Source organism: Acinetobacter sp. B51(2017) (assembly GCF_003711395.1).
Lineage (GTDB): Bacteria > Pseudomonadota > Gammaproteobacteria > Pseudomonadales > Moraxellaceae > Acinetobacter.
On the sequence record NZ_PJRJ01000016.1, the window covers coordinates 17,659 to 39,516 of the forward strand.

Consider the following 21,858-nt stretch of genomic DNA (forward strand, 5'->3'; position numbering starts at 1 on the left):
AGCGAAATGCACGCTTTAGGCGATTTTATTTCGTAACGTGTTGGCAATGTGACGTTGCTGCTCGTTATAGCTAGTATCTTGTTCAGCCAATAGGGTTTGAGCCGAATCGTAAGCACCTAAACGAATATATTCAGCGGCTAAACGTAAGTTTAAATCTGCTTCGCTAATTTGACCCAGCGCAGGGAACAATTGTAACAGTGGATCATTGGCTTCGACTGTAGGCTGCGTAGATGGTTTCTCTTCGCTTGTGATAGCCGCTGGTGTTTCAAGCTTAAACTCGAAATCTTGCGCATTAAGCTTGCGATCAGCTGCTGCTTGAGGTTGTGTAGATAGCTGCGGCGTTGGCACAGGATCAAGACTAAATTCTAGCTTAGGTTGTGCTGTAGCTGGTTGATCAAGATTAAACTCTAGCTCGTTTTTAGCGGGTGCTTTAGCAACAGCGGCATCTGCTAGATTAAGATTGCTTGGCTGAGTACTAGGCGCAGATGTTGAATCTAAATTAAATTCTAATTCAGAAGCTTGAGCTGCTTTGTTTGCATTAAAGCTAAACTCAAGGCTATTGTCGGCAGGGGCTGCTTGCACTGGAGCTGTTGGTGTTGCGGCAGTTTGATCTAAATTAAAAGCAAAATCTAGAGATTTTTCTTCAGTTTTACTTTCAGTTGCCGCAACTGGAGCAGGGCTAAATTCTAAAGGCTGCGCAGGTTGTGCAGCTTTTTGTGGCTGACTAAAGCTGAACTCAAGTGGTTTTTGCTCTTGTGCTTCAATAGGTGCTTTAACTTCAACTTGCGGCTCAACAGTTTCAGTTGGTTTAAATTCAAGCGGTGCTTGAGTTTTAGGGGTGGTCACTTGTTCTTGTAGTTGATCAAATGACACAGAATTAGCTGCCAATTGCGCTGCTTGCGCCTCAGCTTTTGCTTTGGCTTCTTGAGCAAGTTTTTGCTCATGCGCATCACGTTTGGCCTGAGCATCAGCCAAAATATCATCTAACTGCAAAGAGCGTAAATGTGTGAATAATTGATTAATCGCAAATTCATCATTTTGCAGTAAGTGTAAATCGAGCAACATCAAATACAATTCATGTTGACCATTGTCACGATTTAAGGCTTGGTTAATTTGCGCTTCAGCAGCAAAATAATTGCCATCACGCATTTGATTTTCAATATGGCGACGTAATTCCGGTGCCAGAGGCGAGCGCTGATTAGCTACTAAGCCGCTTTGCTTGGGCTGTGCTACAGGCTCTGAGCTGATTGAGCTGCTGGTTTTGGCTTTGCTCTTGGCAGGTGCGGCTTTTTTGGCTGGTTCAGCCTCTTTATTGGCCTCACGTTTTTTTAAGATCAGTGCAATGACCAATAATAGAATAAATGGAAGCACGTATAACAGCATGTGAATTAACCCCTTGTGGAGAGCAGTCTAGTTAAGCTGCACCCACCAAAAAATCGTTGTAGTAACACCCAAATTGGTCATTTTTTCTGTACTTGCTGCGCTTTAAGTTGCTGCTGCAATTGCGCGAGGCGAGTATTTAGTACTTGAATTCTATGATCCTTTTGCTTAAGCGTCTGATCCAAGTGTGTTACGTTTCTCTGTAATTTAACGCTTTTTTCACGAGCTGTCATAACTTTTAATGCTAACTGCTCAGAGCTTTTAGTGCTTTGTTTGCTTTTTTTCGCAGAACCTTGCACAGAATCCGCTTGTTTCTCTGCCACTAAACTCATTTGTGCCTCATTTAAGCGATATTTGGCTTTGCCTGATTGCTTAGTGGTCACTTGAGCTAAGTCCTGTGTGGCGATTTTATCTTGCGCGATCAAGCTTGCTTCTAAGTTAAAATTGAGCGTTGCACCACGTCGCAATTTATTTGGATCACCACCAATAAATGCTTGTGGATTATTGGCTTGAATATCTCGCATTACCACCGTGGTAGACAGTTGATGTTGCTTGGCAATTTGTGCAGAAATACCCCATAAAGATTCATTTTTTTGCACCACATGCTGCTGAGTTGCACTTGGTAGTGCGGATGCTTTTACAGGCTGTGTAGTGCTTGTATTCATTTGAGAAACAGATGCACTTGGATCAAAAGCCGTACTGGCTTGGCTATGTAATGGTGGTGGCGCGATTTTTTGCACCACCAATAAATTTTCTTGTACAGCTTGATTAGCGACGGGCTTAACAGTGGCACTGGCACTAGCTAAGGATGGTGCTGTAGTTTGTGCTGATGCAGTAGCGACCGCTTGAGCACTGAGCGCAGTGCCTTGTAATAAAGGTGGCGCTGAGTTTTTGACTTGCAAAGGTTTTTCTGTGGCAACCATAGTGGTCTTTGTTGCATTGTGTTGGGTAGCAATAGGTAAATTAAGCGCGATTTCTTCTTCACGTACCACTTTAACAGGCACTAAGCTTTTTTCTTGCACAGGATTTTGCTGCACTTCTAGATCGGCTAAACGGGTTTTAATATGTTGCAAGCGTGTAGCGCCAGCATGTTGAATTTTCACCACTACATTTAATTCGGTTTCGATCACAGGGCGTGACGAGGTGATGGTAATCACTCCAGTATCACTACTCGATTGACGTACAAAAAAACTTAAATGCCCCGGTGGTTGATGATGTACCCCTAAATAATTTAAATCTTCAGCAGTGGCTAAACCCACATGTAAAGGTTGGTTGGGGTCGGCATGTTGAAAGGAAATTTCAGCATAGAGTAATTCCCCAGGTGCAGATTGCACTTCAATTGGCATAAGATTTAAGGCATAAATTTGCTGTGAAACTAAACAGCTAAAGACGGTTAATTTAAATTTATTATGAAAATTCATTTTATATAGTTCGTCGAGCTCTAAAGCTTTGTTGGTGAAAAAACCTAAGCTTAGTTTACTCAATAAAACCAAAGAGTAATAGATCAGACACAAAAAAGCCGGTCAATGTGACCGGCTTACTATTTGCTTAAGTAAAATTAAGCATTTTTGTAATCAATTAAAATACGTAACATACGACGTAATGGTTCAGCAGCACCCCAAAGCAATTGGTCACCGACAGTGAACGCGCCAAGGTATTCTTTACCCATGTTCATTTTACGTAAACGACCCACAGGAACAGTTAAGGTACCAGTGACTGCAACAGGAGTTAAATCTGTCATAGACGCTTCGCGGGTATTTGGCACCACTTTTGCCCACTCGCTCGACTGACGAATCATATCTTCGATTTCGTTTATTGGAACGTCTTTTTTCAGCTTTAAGGTGATCGCTTGTGAGTGACAACGCATTGCACCAATACGTACACAGTGACCATCAATTGGTACAATTTGCTGATTGCCTAAGATCTTGTTGGTTTCAACTTGACCTTTCCATTCTTCTTTAGATTGACCGCTCTCTAATTGCTTATCGATATACGGAATTAAAGAACCCGCTAAAGGCACGCCAAAGTTTGCTGAAGGGAAGCCTTCACCACGTTGTAATTGCGCAATTTTAGAGTCAATGTCTAAAATTGGTGAACGTGGGTCATCAAGTAGATCTTTGGTATTGTTATATAAATAACCCATACCTGTGATCAACTCACGCATATTTTGCGCGCCAGCACCTGATGCTGCTTGATAAGTCATTGAAGTTGCCCATTCCACCAAGTTGTTTTGGAATAGTGAACCTAAGCCCATCAACATTAAAGATACGGTGCAGTTACCGCCCACGAAAGTTTTCGTGCCTTTGACTAAACCATCTTTAATCACATTCATGTTGACTGGATCAAGGACAATAATCGCTTCATCGTCCATACGTAGGGTAGACGCTGCATCAATCCAGTAACCGTTCCAATTTTCAGCTTTGAGTTTTGGGAAAACTTCAGATGTATAATCACCACCTTGGCAGGTAATAATGACATCCATTTGCTTCAGACTATCAATGTCTGTTGCATCCATAAGTGCTGGGGCAGTTTTACCGCCAAATGCAGGGGCTTCACCGCCTGCATTACTGGTAGAGAAATAAAACGGTTCGAAATGAGCGAAATCGTTTTCTTCAACCATACGTTGCATAAGGACGGAACCAACCATCCCGCGCCAACCGACCAGACCTACTTTCATGTCACTTTGCCTCGGTGCGTAAAAAAATAAAAAGGGATTCGAGTGTATCAAAAGGGTGTTGAACTGCAAGCTTTAGATCAGCAAAACAGCAACAATATTGTCCAATATATCTTGTTTATGTTAGATGCAAAATTGATATAAATTTATAAATCAAGAAAAAATTAAGAATATCAAAAGGAGAGGGGTAAATGCTGTGGATTGAGATTTTGGCGGGACTGGTTATCTGGCTCAGTTTTTGGTCATTGATTCCTCGTGATGAATGGTGGTTTCGCGGTGCGGATTTTCCACGCTTACAAATTTTGTGTTTAGGTTTTATTGCTTTTTTGGCTTTGCTGTTTTGGTCAGGCGAGTGGGATACACGCCGTTATGTGTTTTTAACCTTACTGATTGCGGCGCTGGCTTATCAACTTAAAATGGTCTTGCCTTATACTTTTATTTGGAAAAAACAGGTGGCCAGTGTCCGCCCCGACCAGCTCGACCCACAAAAACAGATTTCGTTATTGGTCTCGAATGTATTAACCCCGAATAATAAATATCATCTTTTAATTGAAGAAATTGAAAAATATCAACCTGATATCGTATTGACCTTAGAAACAGATCAAACTTGGCAAAATGAGTTGGCATGTATCGAAAAAGATTATCCTTATCGTGTGCCTGTGCCTTTAGATAATCTATATGGCATGCATTTGTATAGCAAATTACCCCTCAAAGACAGCGAGGTGAAATTTATCTTAAGCGATGAAATTCCTTCGATTCATACCACAGTTAGACTGCGTTCTGGTCATGAAGTGCAGCTATATTGCTTGCATCCTAAACCACCAAGTCCTACAGAAGCCAAAGACTCGACCTTACGTGATGCTGAACTGTTGATTGTCGGAGATCAAATTAAAGATTTGGATGAAAGCTGTATTGTGATGGGTGATCTGAATGATGTGGCATGGTCACGCACCACGCGACTCTTTCAACGCATTAGTGGGCTGCTGGATCCGCGCGTGGGGCGGCAATACGTGAATACGTTTCATGCCAATTATCCGTTATTGCGTTGGTCGCTGGATCATATTTTTCACAGCACTGACTTTGCCTTAGTGGATATGCAACGTCTGCCACATATGGGCTCAGATCATTTTCCTGTATTTGTGGTGTTACAAACAGGACGCGTTTTTGAGCAAATTCAAGAAGAGCTTGAACAAACCGATGCCGATGAAGACGAAGCACAGGAAGCGATTCAAGAAGGCATTGCGAAAGCAGAACAAGAGGAAAAAATCGTAACCGATGATATGGCACAAGATTATAAAGATGGCACTAAAAAGCCCTAAGTATAGCTGTGATGCTGTAAGCATTTGCGTACAGTAAATGAGGCGTGCTGCCTATTGGCATCAGGTTTAGATTGGCCTAATCTAAGTTTAACAGCGCAAGGACATGGGAACGGAATATCTCACTAAGGAAGACGAATGCTGTAGGAGTTGAGCATCACGGATATGATGTTGGCATGGAAAACCACACAATAAAAACAACAATAATATTGTAAACACAACCTTATAAAGCCCGAGTTTTACAGGATGTAGAACTCGGGCTTTGACTATTATTTTGCTAGAATTTGCTGATATAACGCCAAAGTCTGGTTACACATATCATCTAAACTAAACATATTCACGGGCGCTACAACTTGCGGTTGTTGAATATGCTGCTTGAGTGTTTTTAACAAAGTCGCTTGATCATCTACCGGCACTAAACCTTGCGGATAAAGATGACTTAAGATTTCAGCTACCCCGCCACGTTGCCAAGCAATCACAGGCGTACCTACCGACAAAGCTTCGAGTACTGTACGCCCAAAGGTTTCTGCTTGATTAGACAAAGATAAAGTTAGGTCAGAAAAAGCCAACCATTCGCGAATATCGGAACGATGACCGACAAGGGTAATGTGCTTGCTTAAACCTTGCGCCTGAATATTGCTTTTTAGCTCGTCTAAATACGCCGCTTTTTTTGGGTCTGCGCCACCGACTACGACCGCATGTGCTTGTGGAAACTCGGCTTTAATCTGCTGCATGAGGGTAATTAAGGTTTCATGACCTTTGAGGCGCGTAATACGACCGGGCAAACAAATTAAAAATTTATCTTTTAGCTCAGGAAATTCCTGCCAAGTTCTGGTCTGCCACTCATGAGAGGGCTGATAACCATGTGGAAATGCTGTTGGGTCAATACCACGGTAAATCCGCACAATATCTTGTGGTGGGCAGTTTTTATAATTTTGGGTGATGTAATCGACCACGCTATCCGATACCGCAATGACTTTTTCTGCTTGAGTCATAATTTGGCTATAACGGTTAATGGAGTAAAAACCATGTACTGTGGAAATTAAATGTGGACGCTTGTCTTTAGGGATACCTTTTAAGGCAAAATGGGTCAGCCAAGCCGGTACGCGCGAACGCACATGTACAATATCGGGTTGTTCTTGTTTGATGAGCTCACGTAGCGGAGTAATTTGCCATAAGCTCGATAAGGCTTTTTTATGAATGGCAAGTGTGCAATGTTTAGAGCCTTGTGCTTCTAATTCAGCGACTAAACGACCACCGTTCGACACCACCACAGATTCATGACCAGCTTGAACTAAGGCACGCGCGATTTCTAAAGTACCGCGCTCGACACCGCCACTATTAAGTTCCGGCAATAACTGCATGACTTTCATATCAACTTCCTGCCTTAGTAAATTTTGTCATAGCCTTGTGGGCGAGTTTTAAAACGACGATGGAACCACATATATTGCGTTGGTGCGATGCGTAACTGCGCTTCAATAATTTGATTGGTACGCGTGGCATCGGCCAGTTCATCTTCGCTTGGGAAGTTGTCGAGTGCTGGCTCAATAATAATGTGGTATTGCGGGTCTTTAATATCGCCGTGACGATAAAAATATAACGGAATCGCAGCAGCTTTGGTCATTTTCAGTAAACGACGATGTGCGGTTACTGTTGCCGCAGGCACGCCAAAAAACGGTGCCATCACGCCTTGTTTTAAGCCAAAGTCTTGATCGGGGCTATACCAAATTGGGCGACCATTTTTTAAATGACGGATTAAACCCCGCATATCATCATGATCAATCTGATTTTGATAAATCGTATGTCGGCAGCGATAAATCAGCATATCGAGTAGCGGATTATTCTGCGGACGATACACCACATCAGGATCAAAGAACTGCGCGCAGGCATAACCACCCGCATCTAATAACGTCGAATGCGTACCTAAAATCAGCACGCCTTTGCCTTGGGCTTGCGCCTGTTGAATATGCTCTAAACCTTCAATTGTCACCCGACCTTGAAACCATTTTGGCGTATACCATGCATTGAGGGTTTCAAAAATTCCGAGCATTTGGTCAATAAACACCTGACGCGCGTTGTCTTGTAATTGTTGCGCTGACCATTCAGGAAAACACACTTCCAAATTGCGCAGTGTGGTTTTACGCCGTGATTTTAATTTTTTAAAAGCAAAACCACCTAAAAGATGCGCCAGACGTTGTTGCACGGCCCACGGTAACATAGCCAACAGCATCAGTAACACAATACCTACCCATATGCCCCAATATTTAGGCAACAGGAATGACCACTCAAATTTACCGGGCTGATAGGTGCGTTTTTGACTCATAACAACTGAATTAAAGCAAATAAGCGCAGCAGTTTAGCACGAAGCACAAATGAAAGCGCAATTTGCCCCAAAGCCGCCTTTGCTAGAAATTGGTGCAATTATTGCTTAAGCAAGCCACTGCGGAAATTTTTTGTCATTTGAGGGGATTATGAATCAAGCCTTAGTAACGCCCAAAGCAAATGCCACGCAATATTGGTTTGCCAGACTGGAGCTTGACTTTGTTGCTGCGAAAAAATGCACCATTTTAAAGCACAGAAAACATGCAGGTCCTGTTCGAGTGCAAAAAATGTTATGGCCGGAAAAAACTGGCGTTTGCCATGCCATTATTGTGCATCCACCTGCGGGGATTGCGGGGGGAGATCATTTAAGCTTTAACATGCAGGCCAGCCAAGCAGCCCATGCCTTAGTGACGACGCCGGGGGCGGGAAAATGGTATAAAACTAATCAAAAACAAGCCTTTCAACATATTGAAATTACAGTGAAAGATTCTGCGATTTTTGAATGGCTGCCGCAAGAAACCATGCTCTTTAATGGTGCATGTGCCAATTCATCCACCAAAATTATGCTCGATCAAAGTGCAAGTTTTATCGGTTGGGATATGTTGGTGCTTGGTCGACAAGCTTGTGCTGAGCAATTTACTCAAGGAAGTTACCAAAGCAGCTTGCAATTGTATCGGGATGACAAATTATTAGTCACCGATCGTTTAAATTTTAGTGGGAATGACCGCTTTTTAAGCTCGTGTTTAGGCATGCATGGTCAGGCAGTGATGGGCAGTTTGTGGGCTGTCGCTCCACCAGCACAGCGCAATAACATGACTTTAGAGGCTCAAATTGATCAAATCCGTGAATTGATGATGCGGATGCAGGTCAATGTGCGCTTAACACTGCTCGATGATGTGATGACAGCACGTTATTTAGGCAATGATGTGCGTCATTGTCATGATGCCTTTGCCGCCATTCGAGCCAAGTTGCGCCGCTATTGGTTTGATCTAGATGAAGAATTTCCAAGAATTTGGCGGACTTAATTTTATCCTCATCCCAACCTTTTCCTAAAGAGAGAAGGCGTTTTTACATAGGTGTAAATTTCTCTTTTCTATAAGGAGAAGGCTAGGGAGAGGCGTCTATAGCGTGCACACCTTTTGCATTGAAAAAATTGAAGAATAAGGAATGAAATATGGAACTTAATCCTACAGAAAAAGACAAAATGTTGATCTTTACTGCGGGTTTAGTCGCAGAGCGTCGTAAAGCGCGTGGTTTAAAACTCAATTATCCAGAAGCGATTGCGTATATCTCAGCAGCATTGTTAGAAGGCGCGCGTGATGGTATGAGCGTGAGTGAACTCATGCATTATGGCACCACTTTGTTGAGTCGTGATGACGTCATGGATGGTATCCCTGAAATGATTGCTGAAGTGCAAGTTGAAGCCACTTTTCCAGATGGTTCAAAGCTTGTCACTGTGCATCAACCGATTGTCTAGGAGCGCGTTATGATTCCGGGAGAAGTAATTACCTTAAACCAAGACATTGAAATGAATGTGGGTCGTGAAACCTTAAAAATGCGTGTGGCTAATGCAGGCGATCGTCCTATTCAAGTCGGTTCACATTTCCATTTTGCCGAGGCCAATGATGCATTGCAATTTGATCGCGAACAAGCGCGAGGTTATCGCCTGAATATCGCAGCAGGAACAGCGGTACGTTTTGAACCGGGGCAAAGCCGTGATATTGAATTGGTGGCATTAAGTGGCAAACGTGAAGTGTATGGCTTTGCGGGTCGTGTGATGGGTAAGTTGGATTAAGGGGAAATAACAATGAAAATGTCACGCCGTGCTTATGCAGAAATGTTTGGCCCCACTGTGGGCGACCGCGTTCGTTTAGCCGATACCGAACTGTTTATTGAAGTGGAACAAGACCTCACGACCTATGGCGAAGAAGTCAAATTTGGCGGTGGTAAAGTCATTCGTGATGGCATGGGACAGTCGCAGCTTTTAGCGGATGATGTTGCTGACACCGTGATTACCAATGCCTTAATTGTCGATTGGTGGGGCATTATTAAAGCCGATGTCGGCTTAAAAAATGGTCGTATTTGGAAAATTGGTAAAGCTGGAAATCCCGATATTCAACCTAATATTAGCATTCCACTTGGTGCTGCAACTGAGGTGATTGCAGGCGAGGGGCAGATTTTAACAGCAGGTGGTGTTGATACCCATATTCATTGGATTTGCCCACAGCAAGTGGAAACTGCATTAATGTCAGGTGTGACCACCATGATTGGCGGTGGTACAGGTCCTGCAGCAGGCACATCAGCAACCACAGTGACGCCCGGCCCATGGCATATTGCCACCATGCTCCAAGCCATTGATGATTTACCGATGAATATTGGTTTATTGGGTAAAGGTAACTTAAGCCAACCAGAACCGATTGCAGAGCAAATTCGTGCAGGTGTGGTGGGTTTAAAGCTGCATGAAGATTGGGGTTCAACGCCTGCCGCGATTGATAACTGTTTGACTGTGGCGGATGAATTTGATGTACAAGTGGCGATTCATACCGACACCTTAAACGAAAGTGGTTTTTTAGAAGAAACCTTAGCCGCATTTAAGAATCGTACCATTCATACCTACCATACCGAAGGTGCAGGCGGTGGACATGCGCCTGATATTTTAAAAGCCATTGGTCAGCCGAATGTGTTGCCATCGTCAACCAATCCAACCCGTCCTTATACCATCAACACCATTGATGAGCATTTAGATATGCTGATGGTGTGTCATCATTTAGACCCTGCGATTGCCGAAGATATTGCCTTTGCAGAAAGTCGGATTCGCCGTGAAACCATTGCAGCCGAAGATATTTTGCAGGATTTAGGTGCGATCGCCATGATGTCATCCGATTCTCAAGCCATGGGGCGTGTCGGTGAAGTGGTAATTCGCACATGGCAGACCGCGCATAAAATGAAAGTACAACGTGGTGCTTTGGAAGGCGATACCGCGCATCGTGATAATGAGCGCGTGAAGCGTTATATTGCCAAATATACGATTAACCCTGCCATTACGCATGGTTTAAGTCATGAAATTGGCTCAATTGAAGAAGGTAAACTTGCCGATTTAGTGTTGTGGAAGCCGGCATTTTTTGGCGTTAAACCGTCGATGATTATTAAAGGCGGGATGATTGCGGCTGCACCGATGGGTGATATTAATGCTTCGATTCCAACCCCGCAGCCAGTGCATTATCGTCCGATGTTTGGTGCCAATGCGCGTGGTGTGCATAACACCTGTATTACGTTTTTGTCGCAAGTGGCGATTGATGCAGGGGTACATAAAACTTTAGGTTTAAATAAGCTGATTAGTCCATGTAAAGGTACGCGTAATATTTCTAAAGCGGATATGAAGCACAATACCTATTGTCCTGTAATGGAAGTCGATCCTGAGATTTATGAAGTTCGGGCAGATGGGAAATTATTGACTTGTGAACCTGCAGAAGTGTTGCCAATGGCGCAAAGGTATTTCTTGTTTTAAGAATCACCCTAAATCCCTCTTTTTCAAAGAGGGACTTTCCTCCCTTTTCTAAAGGGAGGTTAGGAGGGATTTAATAATGGCGATGTTTTTTCTCCCTTTGAGAGAAGGCTAGGATGAGAGTGCTAACTCTTGAATTAGTTGTATAAAAGGTATACAAGCGAATTTATCTAGGACTTAAAAAAAGAGAGAGTTAACTTGCTGAATATTTCTGAATATCCTTTTGTATATCAAGATGAAGACTATATTTATTTATATAAACATCAGCCTATAACAGATAGTCGATTAGAGCTTTTAACAAAAGGAACAATCAGCTTTACTAAGCCCGATAAATTTAATGACCCTTTCGATTGTGTTTATGCGGTTGATGAGAGTTATCATTATTCTGCAGAGGAAATTCAAAAGAAATTTTTGGAGCATTTCAAGGAAAAAATTTCAATAGAAGAAGCTTTGAATTTATCAAAGAAAATGATTGAAAAAGAAAGTCAGGCAATCAACGATTTAACATATTTTTCAGATATCAATAGCTTAATAGGGATATGTTGCTTAAATCATAATCCTTTAAACATTCTAATGTGGTCACATTATGCAGATTTTCATAAAGGGTTTTTAACAGAATTTAAGTTTAGAAAAATTGATTTACTTAACTCAAGCTTGAACTATTTAAATTTTTTACCGATTCCTGTTAGCTATATGGATGAAATGCCAGTAATTGATAGAGAAACTAGGTTAGATCCAAAAAATAAAATAATAGAAATTTATACATCTAAGGCAGCTGAGTGGAGCTATGAAAAGGAATTTCGTGTAATTAAAACTAATATAAATGATCCAATTCAGGTGCTTCCATATCGGGATCTAATTTGCTCGGTTATAGGTGGTCTAAAGATTTCTCCAAAAGATGAAGAAAAATTACAGAAGATATGCTCAAAAAATAAGATACCTTATTTTAGGACAAGCAGGGTATCCAACTCTTTTGGATTAACTGTTCCAAATCATCATCAGCTTGATGTTGAAAAAAGTAAAAAGCTGCACCAATAAAACTCATAATTGGCATAAAAAATGCTTACTTTTGAAGCAAAAATTACAGCGCTTTAGCCACTTTGGCTAAAGCCTGATTTGCGACAAAAAGGAACAGCATGAAGGTCTATACACAAAGAATCGAAAGCATTGCAGAGGGCACACGCTTCGACACGCTGCAACTCACATTTGATACCCGCCAAAAAAGCCGTTTTCGCGCTACTTTAAATAATGGCACAGACATTGGTGCAGACTTACCACGTACTGGTATTTTGCGTAGTGGCGCATTTATTGCCACCGAACAAGGCGATATTTTACGTATAGATGCCAAACCTGAACGCCTCATGCAGGTTGTGGCACAAACTGATTTTGATTTACTCAAAGCCGCTTATCACTTAGGTAATCGTCATGTTCCACTGATGCTTACCCCAAGCGCACTATATTTTGAACCTGATCATGTATTGGCTGAAATGGTTGAAGGTTTGGGTCTTACTGTTCAAGAAGTCGAGCATCCGTTTGAGCCGGAAAGCGGTGCCTATGCCCAACATGCCCATGAACATCGTTTAAGCCCAATTAAAGCGATTCACGCTCATGCCCATCACTAATGCCGCGCAATTGCTCAAACTACTCACATTATCCTCTACGGCTTTGCCTGTGGGTGCCTATTGCTATTCGCAAGGGGTAGAAAGCGCGATTGATCAAGGTCTTATTTTTGATGAAGCATCCAGCATTGCCTATTTTGAGGAAGTGCTTGAAATGCTGTTGCTGCGCTTTGAGTTGCCGATTTTAAAACGCTTAATGCAAAGCTATGACCAAGCCGATGAATTTCAATATTGGGTAGATATCTACCGTGCGAGCCGTGAAAGTAAAGAACTATTAGCAGAATCCAAACAACTGGCATTTTCTTTAAATGCTTGGATTAGAGATGTCATTAAGCTGCCTGTGGTAGTCAAAAAGCAATATGGTTTTGTGCCTGTCTATGCAGAACTTTGCGGACGCTTAAAGTTAAATCCAGCCGATGTCTTAACTGCATATACCTTTACCGTACTTGAAAATCAGGTCTTAGGTGCAGTGAAAACTGTACCACTGGGGCAAATGAGTGGGCAGCGGATTTTATGGCATTTACATGCATTGGTGCCTGATGTGGTTGAGCGTGCTTTGCAGCGAAAAGATGAAGAATTAAGTAGCGCTTTACCTAGTTACGCCATGCTGAGTATGGCACATGAAACCCAATATTCACGGTTATTTAGATCTTAACAATCCCTTCAAATCCTCTTTGTATCAAGCAGGATTAAAAATTGAATCAATATTCCCTCTTCCTATGAGAGAGGGCTAGGCAGAGGGAAATCCTCACCCTTGCACAGTATTACTGCTCACCTCCTAAAAGGAAAGGGCTTTTATAAGGAAAATTAACATGACAGAACGTTCTCCACTTCGCGTTGGTATTGGTGGTCCAGTGGGTTCAGGTAAAACAGCATTGACTTTAAATTTATGTCAGGCTTTACGTGAAAAATACAATATGGCGGTGGTGACCAATGACATTTACACCAAGGAAGATTCCAACTTTTTAACGCGTAATGAAGCCATGAGTCCTGATCGTATTGTGGGAGTCGAAACAGGGGGGTGTCCGCATACCGCGATTCGTGAAGATGCCTCAATTAACTTGGCAGCCATTGATGATTTATGTGAAAAGTTTGATGGTTTAGAATTAATTATTATTGAAAGTGGTGGTGATAACTTAGCGGCAACGTTTAGCCCAGAACTGTCTGATTTAACCTTGTATGTGATTGATGTAGCCGGTGGCGAGAAAATTCCACGTAAAGGCGGGCCAGGAATTACCAAGTCAGATTTGCTGATTATCAATAAAACGGATTTAGCACCCATGGTAGGTGCTAATTTATCTGTGATGGATCAAGATGCCAAACGCATGCGTGGCGATAAACCCTTTTTATTTTCTAATATGAAAACCCAAGATGGTCTCAATCAGATTATCGAATTTATTGAAAAACAAGGTTTGTTTAAATCTTAAAGTATAAAAATAGCCAAAAAAAACGCCGCATTCAGCGGCGTTTTTTTTAATTGAGATTATTTGGTCATATTGTCCAATTCTTCCCAACGTTCTAATTTTTCAAGCAAAATCTCATCAATTTCGCCTAAACGCTGTGATGCTTTAGTTGCAGCATCTACATCACTTACAAACCATGAACCATCCGCAAGTTTTGCTGAAAGTTCTGCTTGTTCCGCTTCAAGTGCCGCCATTTCAGTTGGCAGTTGATCGAGTTCACGTTGCTCTTTGTAGCTAAGCTTTTTCTTCGGGGTTTGTACCACAACAGTTGCTGCAGCATCTACTTTCGCTTGGGCTTTTTTCGCGGCTGCTTTCGCTGCTAATACAGCAGGGTCTGGGCGCTGTTGTAAGTAGTCTTGGTAACCACCGATGTATTCATCAATGTTACCTTTACCATCAAATACCCAAGTTGAAGTCACTACGTTGTCCATAAAGGCACGGTCATGCGAAATTAACAGCAATGTGCCTTTATAGTCGCCAAGCATCTCTTCTAATAGCTCAAGTGTCACCATATCCAAGTCGTTGGTTGGTTCGTCCATCACAATGAGGTTAGATGGTTTAAGCAGCAACTTGGCTAATAAAATACGGTTACGTTCACCACCTGATAAGGCTTTGACAGGGGTACGCGCACGCTCTGGGCTAAACAAGAAATCTTGTAAATAGCTATAGATATGACGACGATGACCGTTCACATCCACATGATCTGAACCTTCAGACACGTTATCTTTGACTGATTTTTCAAGATCAAGCGCATTACGTAATTGGTCGAAGTAAGCCACCTCTAATTGCGTACCAGTTTTGACGCTACCAGTATGGGCAATTTCACCCAAAATCGCTTTAATTAACGTGGTTTTACCTACACCGTTATCACCGACTAAACCAATACGGTCGCCACGTAATACCAATGCCGAGAAGTTATTGATAATCGGCTCTTGGTTGTCAAACTGCACGCTTAAGTTGTCAATTTCAAATACAACCTTACCAGAACGCTGTGCATCTTGAGTGGCCATTGCCACTTTGCCTTGTTGGAAGCGACGTGCTTTAGATTCTTCACGCAATGCTTTTAAAGCACGTACACGACCTTCGTTACGGGTACGACGCGCTTTAATGCCTTGGCGAATCCACACTTCTTCTTCAGCGAGTTTTTTCTCAAATAAAGCGTTTTGTTTTTCTTCCGCTTCCATTTGCTGTGCTTTGAGCTCTAAGTAACGTGAATAGTTACCTTCATAGCTACGCAAAGTACCACGATCAAGTTCCACAATACGTGTTGCGACGTTATCGACAAATGAACGGTCATGCGAGATAAACAATAAGGTTAAATTGTTTTGATCAAGTAAGAATTTTTCTAACCATTCAATGCTTTCTACATCTAAATGGTTGGTCGGTTCATCGAGTAACAACACATCCGGTTGGGTTAATAACGCGCGTGCCAATAACACACGGCGTTTACGACCACCAGATAAGTCAGCAAGATCAGCTTCAGGGTCTAAGCCCATCTTGCTTAAAATTGAATTTACTTTGGTTTCTAATGCCCAGCCATCGAGCTGATCCATTTGATGTTGTAAGTGACCCATGCGATCGCAGGCATCCATATCACCCAATACGCAAGATTCACTCGCCGCATGATAATCACGTAATACTTGTGCTGCTTCACCTGCACCATCCGCCACAATATCTGCCACACGACCCGAATCCATTGGCACGTCTTGGGCAAGCATGGAAATTGTGACCCCGTTTTGCAGGGAAACTTCGCCGTTATCCGGTAATAAACTTCCCTCAATCAGCTTGAGTAAAGTAGACTTACCTTCACCGTTACGGCCAATCAAACACGCTCGTTCGCCACGTTCTAAGTTAAAATTCGCGCCGTCGAGCAAGGCAGGTCCACCAAACGCAAGTTGGACATCCCTTAAAGTAATATAGGCCATAATGTTTCCTGAAATCCCAAATGAGGACTTTAAATGACTAAACAACAAAATCTAAATGATCTAGCGTCATTGTCCGCACCCATTGAAGATTTGCAAGTCCGAATTGCATTTTTAGACGATTTAGTTGATCAGCTCAATGATCAAGTGGCGCGTCAGGCATTGGAAATTGCTGATTTAAAAAAACAAATGCAGCTTTTGTACCGCCGTGTGGAATCGAGCGATTTATCGGAAGGTATTGCGACATTTGACCCGATGACCAATCGTCCACCGCATTACTAAGGCTTTGCGTTATTTAAGGCGATGACATGCTTAGGGTGGAGAAAGCCACAGATTTCATTTGACCTTTGTGCTGCTTATGGTTGTAATGCTTTGGTTTTGTTATCACCCTAATGCACTATGTCTGATAAAGTTGTTTTACTTGACCTTGAGAACAATACCCCGAGCTTAGCATTGCTGCGTAACATCATGCAGCATTATCCGGTGCTGTATGTGTTTAATGCCACTGGAAAATTTGAATTTGCCTTAGAAGATTTGACGGAATTTGCCGCTTGGGTGAGCAGTGGTCAGGTGGTGATTTTAGATGTGGTTAAGGCTGAGTATAAAGAATTTGAATATGCCGTATTGGCTGGACAGTTACTCGCATTATTAGCTGAAGATAGCCATGTGGAAATTATCTCAGCCATGGATTCGAGTGTGGTGCTGTTAGAATTATTACAAAGCTCCAATATCAGTGCGCATTTAATTCAAGTACAAAGCGAACAGCAAAGCGCACATGCAGCAAAATTCACGTTGCCAAGTGTAGATAAAATTAAAAAGCAACCGCAATTACAATTGGTGAAGCAGTATTGTGATGCGTTAGCCAAAATGACCGGCAAACCCAACACCATTGAAAAGCTTAAAAATTCTTTAGTGAATGTCTTACAGATTGTGCCTGAGAAAGCGCAAAATTTAGTCGGCATGCTGATTAATCTAAAATTAGTGAAACGCTATGATGAGCAGATTAATTTTCGTAAAAAAGTATTAAAACAATGGGCACAGCTCAATTTAGCCGAAGAGCAACCACATAGCAAAGCAGATGATTTAAATGCTGCCATTGCTCATCTAAAGATTGACAAACCAGACACAGCAGCGCCCGCATCTTCTACTGTAGCGAGTACTACTATTCAAACTGCGCAGCAAGAATTATTTAAAAACTTTGCCAAAATTGATCCTGTGCAATTAGAAGTGGCACGTCGTTTACGTGAGCTCAAAGATCAAAAACCTAAAGACATTTATGCACTCCGCGATTTACTTGAAGCGCTATTTCCCAATGCCGATATTCGTTTGTTGCTCAAAGAGCTGATTGAAAAAGGCTATATTTATTGGAATGGGCACGAAGTCATCTATAGCCATGAAATGTTTTTAAATTAAAAAAAAGGGCAACAAGATGAAGAAAATTTTATTGCTCGATATCGAAAATTTGCATAAATCTGAGCAGGATTTGCTTAAGTATTTAAAAAATTATCTTAACGTTTATTTGATTTATGCTAAATCACCAGTCAACTTTTCTTTAGATGGGGTGGTGGCTTTATCCCCCTATCTCAGTAATGGTAAACTTAAAATTATTAAAATGCCTAAAGTTGGCAAAGATGCGGCGGATTTTGGTTTAGCCTTTCTTGCCGGCCAGCTTTCAGCACAGCTTAAAAAAGATATTGCATTTGATGTGATGTCAAATGATCACTCGATGCAATACGTTGTTGATCTACTCAAAATGAATAAGTTTGATGCAAAAATTATTCATGAAAAACCATTAGTTGCACCACATGTTTCTAAAGAGATTAAAGCCAATAATGATATTAATAAACATCTTTATCAATACTGTTTAAACTTAGCCAAGGCTAATTTTTCTCAGCCTGCAAAAATTGAAACTTTAATTAATTCACTCAAAGCTAATCTTAAATGTGATGATGCCGTAGCCAAGGTGGTGATTGAAGAATTAAAGAAAATTAAAGTGATCAAGGTCAATGAAAATAAAGTTCAATATCAACCTACTGCTATTGCTAAATGGTTACAAAATTTAGCACATTTGGCTGAAACGGCTGAAACGGCTGAAACGGCTGAAACGGCTGAAACGGCTGAAACGGCTGAAACGGCTGAAACGGCTGAAACGGCTGAAACGGCTGAAACGGCTGAAACGGCTGAAACGGCTGAAACGGCTGAAATAGCAAGAATTGAAAATAAACTCAATGAAATCTGTTTGCCAATTAAGCAATATTTTAATGATCACCCAAAGCATATCCCACAATATCAGGCGAGTTTTGAAGCATTATTGGCAAAGTTTCTGTATGCCAATGAGGTTCAGTCAGCCTTTGATTTGTTGATCAAATATGGGCTAATTACGGTGAATGCGAGAAAAATGAGTTATCACAGTATTTTAATTGGTGATTAATTTCGACGTAGCCACTTGCCTTTTCTATTCGGCTTATGCAACTCTAATAATAGAACATAAAGGTTGAGCTATGGATAACGTTGGAATTTGGGTTGTCGTTTTAATTGTGGTATTTGTTTGCGGTTCAATTTTTGGTCTACGCGTCAGCCCACGAGAAAAAGCTTTAGGTGAGATGCGCGAAAAGGCTCGCAAAATAGGACTACATCCGCGTTTAGTGGCTGCACCAGATTGGACAAAAGTGCCAATGGCAACAGAAAATCGTGCCAGTATGGTGGCGTATTACAGCATTTTAATCCCCGATGCGCGTTTACATTTAATGCGTGCCCGTGTGGTCGACCAAAAACTTGAACTGGTGCATGGTGATCAGAAGTTCCAAGGTTTAGCGGTTGCATTAAAGGGCATTTATGCTATTGATATGCAAGCCAACTGTGTAGGACTCTATTGGGATGAAGAATCAGATCTGAAAGCCACACAACTTGATGAGATGAAAGCTTTGCTTGAATCTTTGGCTCAACTTTAACTTTTAATATTTTAGTAACGACGGTTTAATTATGGCGAACGCTCCTCGATCCACATCCAAAAGCACGACAGCAAATCCTGATGCTGCGAAAAAGCGTGCATTAGTGATTGTGGAGTCGCCTGCAAAAGCGAAAACAATCAATAAATACTTAGGTTCTAACTACATCGTAAAATCGTCGGTGGGTCATGTGCGTGACTTACCAACCAGCGGTGGCGCTAAAACCACAGAAAAAAAACCAGCAACGCGCACCAAGTTGAGTGAAGAAGAAAAAGCACTCAAAGCGCAAAATGCCTTAATCAAGCGTATGGGCGTAGACCCTGAGCATGATTGGCAAGCTCAATACCAAGTTTTGCCAGGCAAAGAAAATGTCGTGGCGGAGCTGAAAAAACTTGCAGCCGATGTTGATGAAGTTTACCTCGCAACGGATATGGACCGTGAAGGGGAAGCAATTGCGTGGCACTTAAAAGAAGTGATTGGTGGTGATGACTCACGTTATCAACGTGTGGTATTTAATGAAATTACCAAAAATGCCATTCAAGAAGCCTTTAAACATCCTGCACGTTTAGACATTAATAAAGTCAATGCACAGCAAGCACGTCGTTTCTTAGACCGTGTGGTGGGCTTTATGATTTCGCCATTACTGTGGGAAAAAATTGCCCGTGGTTTATCGGCAGGTCGTGTGCAATCGGTTGCAGTAAAGCTTGTGGTTGAGCGTGAACGTGAAATTCGTGCCTTTATTCCAGAAGAATATTGGCAAGTGTTTGCAGATACGAAAGCCCAAAACGACCAAATTCGTTTAGAAGCGGTGAAGCAGAATGGCAAAACCTTAAAACTGCGTAATCAAGCCGAAACTGAAAGTTTATTAAAGCTGATTGAAAATGCAGACTATAAGGTGGTGAGCCGTGAAGATAAGCCAACCAAGGTGAATCCAAGCGCGCCTTATATCACCTCAACGCTACAACAAGCGGCAAGCACGCGTTTAGGTTTCTCTGTGAAGAAAACCATGATGCTGGCGCAGCGTTTGTATGAAGGCGGTTTCATTACTTATATGCGTACTGACTCGACGTTCTTAAGTGATGATGCAGTGAGTATGGTGCGTGGGCATATTGAAACCGAATACGGTACTCAATACTTGCCAGAGCAGCCAAATCGTTATGGTAACAAAGCAGGCGCACAAGAAGCGCATGAAGCAATTCGTCCATCCAATGTGGCACTTAAAGGCGATAGCCTTGCCGGTGTAGAGCGTGATGCACAGCGTCTTTATGACTTGATTTGGCGTCAGTTTGTTTCTTGCCAAATGAACCCTGCGCAGTATCTTTCATCAACGATTTTAGTTGATGCCAATGGTGTGGAACTCAAAGCCAAAGGTCGTACTTTAGTGTTTGATGGTTTTACCAAAGTACGCGGTGCCAATAAAGCCGAAGACGATATTTTATTGCCAGCGGTAAAAGTGGGCGAAGTATTAACGCTTGAAAAGCTTGATCCTTCACAGCACTTTACCAAACCACCTGCGCGTTTTACCGAAGCTTCTTTGGTAAAAGAATTAGAAAAACGTGGCATTGGTCGTCCATCGACGTATGCTGCAATTATTTCCACCATTCAAGATCGTGGTTATGTAAAACTCGACAACCGCCGTTTATTTGCTGAGAAAATGGGTGAGATTGTTACCGATCGTTTAGACGAAAACTTTAACAACCTGATGAATTATGCCTTTACTGCAGATTTAGAAGGTCAGTTAGATAAAGTCGCTGATGGCGAGCAAAACTGGAAAGATCTACTTAATCAATTCTATGGCGACTTTAAGCAGCGTTTAGGCAAAGCCCAAGGTGAAGACGGTATGCGCCGTAATTTACCTGTCGAAGTGGATGCAGTGCATTGCAAAGAATGCGAACGTCCAATGCAGATTCGTACTGGTACGACGGGTGTATTCTTGGGTTGCTCAGGTTATAACTTACCGCCTAAAGAACGTTGTAAGGGCACACTGAATTTAACCCCTGTAGAGTCACTTGCAGCACTCTCTGATGATGAAGCCGCAGAAACCGCAGATTTACTCTCGAAAAAGCGTTGCCCAATTTGTGCAACTGCGATGGACAGTTATGTGGTCGATGGTGGTCGTAAATTACATATTTGCGGTAACAACCCAGACTGTAGCGGTTTTGAGCTTGAAGAAGGCGAGTTTAAAATTAAAGGCTACGATGGTCCAACCATTCCTTGCGACAAGTGTGATGGCGAAATGCAGCTTAAAACCGGTCGTTTTGGTCCATACTTTGCCTGCACCAGCTGTGACAATACCCGTAAAGTATTAAAGAGCGGTCAGCCTGCGCCACCGCGTGTTGACCCAATTAAAATGGAACATTTGCGTTCAACCAAACACGATGACTTCTTTGTGTTACGTGACGGTGCAGCAGGTCTCTTCTTAGCAGCGAGCAAATTCCCGAAAATTCGTGAAACGCGTGCGCCTAAAGTCGCTGAAATTCGTACCGTGGCAGATCAGCTCGATCCAAAATATCAATTTATTTTGCAAGCGCCAGATGTTGATCCTGAAGGGAATGCAACGATTGTGAAATTCAGTCGTAAAAACCAAGCGCAATATATTGGTTCGGAAACGCCAGAAGGCAAAGCCACCAAATGGTCATTGGTCTATCAAGATGGCCAATGGGTTGAAGGCTAAACCTGCTTAACAAAAATGCTGACTATAGGTCAGCA

General features: G+C 42.2%; 20 protein-coding genes. 14 read left to right on the forward strand and 6 right to left on the reverse strand.

What is annotated here, in order from left to right; genetic code table 11:
- Positions 1–15: 15 nt before the first annotated feature.
- The 3 genes from fimV to asd form a co-directional block, all read right to left on the reverse strand.
- Positions 16–1,383 carry a T4P machinery localization factor FimV gene (gene fimV, locus CYK47_RS09105; RefSeq protein ID WP_122901005.1) on the reverse strand — a complete coding sequence of 456 codons (1,368 nt, stop codon included), beginning with the start codon at positions 1,381–1,383 and terminating at the stop codon, positions 16–18.
- A 77-nt stretch (positions 1,384–1,460) separates the two neighbouring features.
- A complete protein-coding gene (locus tag CYK47_RS09110; protein ID WP_122901108.1) occupies positions 1,461–2,801 on the reverse strand; it encodes a FimV/HubP-related protein in 1,341 nt (446 codons plus the stop codon).
- Positions 2,802–2,938: 137 nt separating this feature from the next.
- Entirely contained in the window at positions 2,939–4,057 is a 1,119-nt protein-coding gene (gene asd, locus CYK47_RS09115) for an aspartate-semialdehyde dehydrogenase (RefSeq protein ID WP_122901007.1), read from the reverse strand.
- Positions 4,058–4,245: 188 nt separating this feature from the next.
- Between asd and CYK47_RS09120 the strand changes: the two genes are divergently transcribed.
- Positions 4,246–5,373 carry an endonuclease/exonuclease/phosphatase family protein gene (locus CYK47_RS09120; RefSeq protein ID WP_122901009.1) on the forward strand — a complete coding sequence of 376 codons (1,128 nt, stop codon included), beginning with the start codon at positions 4,246–4,248 and terminating at the stop codon, positions 5,371–5,373.
- Between the two features lie 266 nt (positions 5,374–5,639).
- Here CYK47_RS09120 and CYK47_RS09125 read toward each other — a convergent pair whose 3' ends face one another.
- Positions 5,640–6,743, reverse strand: a complete 1,104-nt coding sequence (locus CYK47_RS09125; protein ID WP_122901011.1) for a glycosyltransferase family 4 protein — start codon at positions 6,741–6,743, stop codon at positions 5,640–5,642.
- A gap of 14 nt (positions 6,744–6,757) precedes the next feature.
- Entirely contained in the window at positions 6,758–7,693 is a 936-nt protein-coding gene (locus CYK47_RS09130) for an LpxL/LpxP family acyltransferase (RefSeq protein ID WP_122901013.1), read from the reverse strand.
- A gap of 148 nt (positions 7,694–7,841) precedes the next feature.
- Between CYK47_RS09130 and CYK47_RS09135 the strand changes: the two genes are divergently transcribed.
- The 8 genes from CYK47_RS09135 to ureG all read left to right on the forward strand — a co-directional run bounded on the left by CYK47_RS09135 (position 7,842) and on the right by ureG (position 14,243).
- Complete coding sequence (locus CYK47_RS09135; RefSeq protein WP_122901015.1) at positions 7,842–8,717, forward strand: urease accessory protein UreD; 876 nt, start codon at positions 7,842–7,844, stop codon at positions 8,715–8,717.
- Between the two features lie 149 nt (positions 8,718–8,866).
- Complete coding sequence (gene ureA / locus CYK47_RS09140) at positions 8,867–9,169, forward strand: urease subunit gamma (protein ID WP_122901017.1); 303 nt, start codon at positions 8,867–8,869, stop codon at positions 9,167–9,169.
- Between the two features lie 9 nt (positions 9,170–9,178).
- A complete protein-coding gene (locus CYK47_RS09145) occupies positions 9,179–9,487 on the forward strand; it encodes an urease subunit beta (protein ID WP_122901019.1) in 309 nt (102 codons plus the stop codon).
- Positions 9,488–9,499: 12 nt separating this feature from the next.
- Positions 9,500–11,200 (forward strand): urease subunit alpha, encoded by a 1,701-nt coding sequence (gene ureC / locus CYK47_RS09150; protein WP_122901021.1) that lies wholly within the window; start codon positions 9,500–9,502, stop codon positions 11,198–11,200.
- Positions 11,201–11,395: 195 nt separating this feature from the next.
- Positions 11,396–12,235: a DUF2971 domain-containing protein gene (locus CYK47_RS09155; RefSeq protein ID WP_122901023.1), complete on the forward strand. Its 840-nt coding sequence runs from the start codon at positions 11,396–11,398 to the stop codon at positions 12,233–12,235.
- Between the two features lie 98 nt (positions 12,236–12,333).
- Entirely contained in the window at positions 12,334–12,819 is a 486-nt protein-coding gene (gene ureE / locus CYK47_RS09160) for an urease accessory protein UreE (RefSeq protein WP_122901025.1), read from the forward strand.
- Positions 12,806–13,471, forward strand: a complete 666-nt coding sequence (locus tag CYK47_RS09165; RefSeq protein ID WP_122901027.1) for an urease accessory protein UreF — start codon at positions 12,806–12,808, stop codon at positions 13,469–13,471. The genes ureE and CYK47_RS09165 overlap by 14 nt, the downstream gene beginning before the upstream one ends.
- Before the next feature lie 157 nt (positions 13,472–13,628).
- Entirely contained in the window at positions 13,629–14,243 is a 615-nt protein-coding gene (gene ureG / locus CYK47_RS09170; protein WP_122901029.1) for an urease accessory protein UreG, read from the forward strand.
- Positions 14,244–14,299: 56 nt separating this feature from the next.
- Here the strand turns inward: ureG and CYK47_RS09175 are convergent, their stop codons facing one another.
- Positions 14,300–16,204 carry an ATP-binding cassette domain-containing protein gene (locus CYK47_RS09175; RefSeq protein WP_122901031.1) on the reverse strand — a complete coding sequence of 635 codons (1,905 nt, stop codon included), beginning with the start codon at positions 16,202–16,204 and terminating at the stop codon, positions 14,300–14,302.
- 33 nt (positions 16,205–16,237) lie between these two features.
- Here CYK47_RS09175 and CYK47_RS09180 point away from each other — a divergent pair, with 33 nt between their 5' ends.
- The 5 genes from CYK47_RS09180 to topA all read left to right on the forward strand — a co-directional run bounded on the left by CYK47_RS09180 (position 16,238) and on the right by topA (position 21,823).
- Positions 16,238–16,483: a SlyX family protein gene (locus CYK47_RS09180; RefSeq protein WP_122901033.1), complete on the forward strand. Its 246-nt coding sequence runs from the start codon at positions 16,238–16,240 to the stop codon at positions 16,481–16,483.
- A 117-nt stretch (positions 16,484–16,600) separates the two neighbouring features.
- Positions 16,601–17,614, forward strand: a complete 1,014-nt coding sequence (locus tag CYK47_RS09185; protein WP_122901035.1) for a hypothetical protein — start codon at positions 16,601–16,603, stop codon at positions 17,612–17,614.
- Positions 17,615–17,630: 16 nt separating this feature from the next.
- Positions 17,631–18,632 (forward strand): PIN domain-containing protein, encoded by a 1,002-nt coding sequence (locus CYK47_RS15610; RefSeq protein WP_122901037.1) that lies wholly within the window; start codon positions 17,631–17,633, stop codon positions 18,630–18,632.
- Between the two features lie 70 nt (positions 18,633–18,702).
- Entirely contained in the window at positions 18,703–19,152 is a 450-nt protein-coding gene (locus CYK47_RS09195) for an ammonium transporter (RefSeq protein ID WP_122901039.1), read from the forward strand.
- 31 nt (positions 19,153–19,183) lie between these two features.
- Entirely contained in the window at positions 19,184–21,823 is a 2,640-nt protein-coding gene (gene topA / locus CYK47_RS09200; RefSeq protein WP_122901041.1) for a type I DNA topoisomerase, read from the forward strand.
- Positions 21,824–21,858: the final 35 nt, after the last annotated feature.

What these genes read in the sequence shown, in the direction of transcription:
- ureC (WP_122901021.1), top strand. Translation starts at nt 9,500, where the DNA reads ATGAAAATGTCACGCCGTGCTTATGCAGAAATGTTTGGCCCCACTGTG.
- ureA (WP_122901017.1), top strand. Translation starts at nt 8,867, where the DNA reads ATGGAACTTAATCCTACAGAAAAAGACAAAATGTTGATCTTTACTGCG.
- CYK47_RS09175 (WP_122901031.1), bottom strand. Translation starts at nt 16,204, where the DNA reads ATGGCCTATATTACTTTAAGGGATGTCCAACTTGCGTTTGGTGGACCT.
- CYK47_RS09125 (WP_122901011.1), bottom strand. Translation starts at nt 6,743, where the DNA reads ATGAAAGTCATGCAGTTATTGCCGGAACTTAATAGTGGCGGTGTCGAG.
- CYK47_RS09130 (WP_122901013.1), bottom strand. Translation starts at nt 7,693, where the DNA reads ATGAGTCAAAAACGCACCTATCAGCCCGGTAAATTTGAGTGGTCATTC.
- CYK47_RS09110 (WP_122901108.1), bottom strand. Translation starts at nt 2,801, where the DNA reads ATGAATTTTCATAATAAATTTAAATTAACCGTCTTTAGCTGTTTAGTT.
- topA (WP_122901041.1), top strand. Translation starts at nt 19,184, where the DNA reads ATGGCGAACGCTCCTCGATCCACATCCAAAAGCACGACAGCAAATCCT.
- CYK47_RS09135 (WP_122901015.1), top strand. Translation starts at nt 7,842, where the DNA reads ATGAATCAAGCCTTAGTAACGCCCAAAGCAAATGCCACGCAATATTGG.
- CYK47_RS09195 (WP_122901039.1), top strand. Translation starts at nt 18,703, where the DNA reads ATGGATAACGTTGGAATTTGGGTTGTCGTTTTAATTGTGGTATTTGTT.
- fimV (WP_122901005.1), bottom strand. Translation starts at nt 1,383, where the DNA reads ATGCTGTTATACGTGCTTCCATTTATTCTATTATTGGTCATTGCACTG.
- ureE (WP_122901025.1), top strand. Translation starts at nt 12,334, where the DNA reads ATGAAGGTCTATACACAAAGAATCGAAAGCATTGCAGAGGGCACACGC.
- asd (WP_122901007.1), bottom strand. Translation starts at nt 4,057, where the DNA reads ATGAAAGTAGGTCTGGTCGGTTGGCGCGGGATGGTTGGTTCCGTCCTT.
- CYK47_RS09165 (WP_122901027.1), top strand. Translation starts at nt 12,806, where the DNA reads ATGCCCATCACTAATGCCGCGCAATTGCTCAAACTACTCACATTATCC.
- ureG (WP_122901029.1), top strand. Translation starts at nt 13,629, where the DNA reads ATGACAGAACGTTCTCCACTTCGCGTTGGTATTGGTGGTCCAGTGGGT.
- CYK47_RS09120 (WP_122901009.1), top strand. Translation starts at nt 4,246, where the DNA reads ATGCTGTGGATTGAGATTTTGGCGGGACTGGTTATCTGGCTCAGTTTT.
- CYK47_RS09145 (WP_122901019.1), top strand. Translation starts at nt 9,179, where the DNA reads ATGATTCCGGGAGAAGTAATTACCTTAAACCAAGACATTGAAATGAAT.
- CYK47_RS15610 (WP_122901037.1), top strand. Translation starts at nt 17,631, where the DNA reads ATGAAGAAAATTTTATTGCTCGATATCGAAAATTTGCATAAATCTGAG.
- CYK47_RS09180 (WP_122901033.1), top strand. Translation starts at nt 16,238, where the DNA reads ATGACTAAACAACAAAATCTAAATGATCTAGCGTCATTGTCCGCACCC.
- CYK47_RS09185 (WP_122901035.1), top strand. Translation starts at nt 16,601, where the DNA reads ATGTCTGATAAAGTTGTTTTACTTGACCTTGAGAACAATACCCCGAGC.